Annotated in this window: 3 protein-coding genes; 2 read left to right on the top strand and 1 reads right to left on the bottom strand. The window is 66.6% G+C overall.

Annotated features, from left to right (window positions below; genetic code table 11):
* Positions 1 to 726 (top strand): fumarylacetoacetate hydrolase family protein (locus tag APH30_RS27065; protein WP_177333806.1); only part of this gene is annotated, 726 nt, incomplete at its 5' end.
* Between the two features lie 11 nt (positions 727 to 737).
* Positions 738 to 1,370, top strand: a complete 633-nt coding sequence (gene maiA / locus APH30_RS27060) for a maleylacetoacetate isomerase (protein WP_054914245.1) — start codon at positions 738 to 740, stop codon at positions 1,368 to 1,370.
* Here the strand turns inward: maiA and APH30_RS27055 are convergent.
* Positions 1,364 to 1,844, bottom strand: a 481-nt coding sequence (locus APH30_RS27055) for a tetratricopeptide repeat protein (RefSeq protein WP_156326744.1), incomplete at its 5' end; no start/stop codon positions are given. The two genes, maiA and APH30_RS27055, sit on opposite strands and share 7 nt — an antisense overlap.

Raw genomic sequence — 1,844 nt, 5'->3', positions numbered from 1 at the left:
GAGCCCAGCTTTGGCCCCTGTGCGCGCCTGGACTACGAACTGGAACTGGGTATCTGGGTCGGCCAGGGCAACGCCATGGGTGAAGCGATTGCGGTAGGTGATGCTGCCGAACACGTGGCCGGCCTGTGTCTGCTCAACGACTGGTCGGCGCGCGACATCCAGGCCTGGGAATACCAGCCGCTGGGGCCGTTCTTGTCGAAAAGCTTCATTACCAGTATTTCGCCGTGGGTGGTCACCGCCGAGGCGCTGGCGCCGTTCCGCTGCGCCCAGCCGGCCCGGCCGCAAGGCGACCCGCAGCCACTGCCGTACCTGCTGGACGAGCGCGACCAGGCTGCGGGCGCGTTCGATATCGAGCTGGAAGTGCTGTTGCTGACCGCGCGCATGCGTGAGCAGGGCCTTGCCCCGCACCGCCTGACCTTGAGCAACACCCGCAGCATGTATTGGACCGTGGCCCAACTGGTTGCCCACCACAGCGTCAACGGCTGCCAGTTGCAGCCGGGCGACCTGTTCGGCTCGGGCACCCTCTCCGGTGCCACCCCTGGCTCGTACGGCAGCCTGCTGGAAATCACCGAAGGCGGCAAACTGCCGGTGGAACTTGCCAGTGGCGAGGTGCGCAAGTTCCTCGAAGACGGTGACGAGATCATCCTGCGCGCCCGCTGCCAGCGTGATGGCGTGGCCAGCATCGGCTTCGGCGAATGCCGTGGCACGGTCGTCGCGGCCAACTGAGGGGGCAGGGCATGGAGCTGTACACCTATTACCGTTCCACCTCGTCGTACCGGGTGCGCATCGCGCTGGCACTGAAGGGGCTGGCCTACCAGGCCTTGCCGGTGAACCTGCTGCAAGGTGAACAGCGTGGCGCCGGCTACAGGGCCGTCAACCCGCAGGGCCGCGTACCAGCCTTGCGCAGTGACGGCGGTGAAGTGCTGGTGCAGTCGCCGGCGATCATCGAGTACCTGGAAGAGGTGTACCCACAGCCCGCCCTGCTGCCGGTCAATGCCGAACGGCGGGCCAAAGTGCGCGGTGTGGCGGCGATCATCGGTTGCGACATCCACCCGCTGCACAATGTCAGCGTGCTGAACCGGCTGCGCCAGGCCGGTCAGGACGAGGGCCGGGTGAACGCCTGGATCGCACACTGGATCAGCCAGGGTCTGGCGGCCGTGGAACAGTTGATTGGCGATGAGGGTTTCTGTTTTGGCGATACCCCGGGCCTGGCCGATGTGTACCTGATTCCGCAGTTGTACGCGGCTGAGCGTTTCGCTGTCGACCTTGGCGGTTACCCGCGCATTCAACGGGTTGCCGCACTGGCAGCCGCGCACCCGGCATTCGCCCAGGCTCACCCGGCCCGGCAGCCGGACACCCCGGCTCAGTGAAGTGAGCGGTTCGCCGTCGGAAGCTTGCCGATGCGCTCACACAGCTTCAGGCGCTGGACCGGGTCTTCCGTCAGCAGCAGGGCATGCTCCAGGTCGTAGCGTTCGGCTTGGGGGCAGTCCAGGTGTTGGTAAAGCGAGGCGCGGGTCATGTAGTCCGCGACCTGCACCGGCCCTAATTGCATGACCCGTTCGGCGTCGATCAACGCCGCCAGGTGGTTGTCGTGGCTGATATGCAGTTGGCGCAGGTTGCGCGACAGGCGCTGCAGCATCTGCTGCGCGCTGGCGGTGCGCAGGTGTTCTGCCGTCAGCGGCAGGTCGGGGCCAAACTGGCGTGCCAGTAGCTCGCGACAGTCGCTAGGGTACAGGCGCCTGCCGCCACAGGGGTCGAGCAGGTGGTCGGCACCCGGCACGCGCAACAGGAAGTGCCCGGGAAACCCCACGCCCTCCAGCGGTATGCACAAACGCCTGGCCAGC

Source organism: Pseudomonas sp. NBRC 111127, assembly GCF_001320345.1.
GTDB classification, from domain to species: Bacteria; Pseudomonadota; Gammaproteobacteria; order Pseudomonadales; family Pseudomonadaceae; genus Aquipseudomonas; species Aquipseudomonas juntendi.
The sequence above is the reverse complement of the archived record's forward strand: the minus strand, read 5'-3'. Positions and strand labels throughout refer to the sequence as shown.

What these genes read in the sequence shown, in the direction of transcription:
- maiA (WP_054914245.1), top strand. Translation starts at nt 738, where the DNA reads ATGGAGCTGTACACCTATTACCGTTCCACCTCGTCGTACCGGGTGCGC.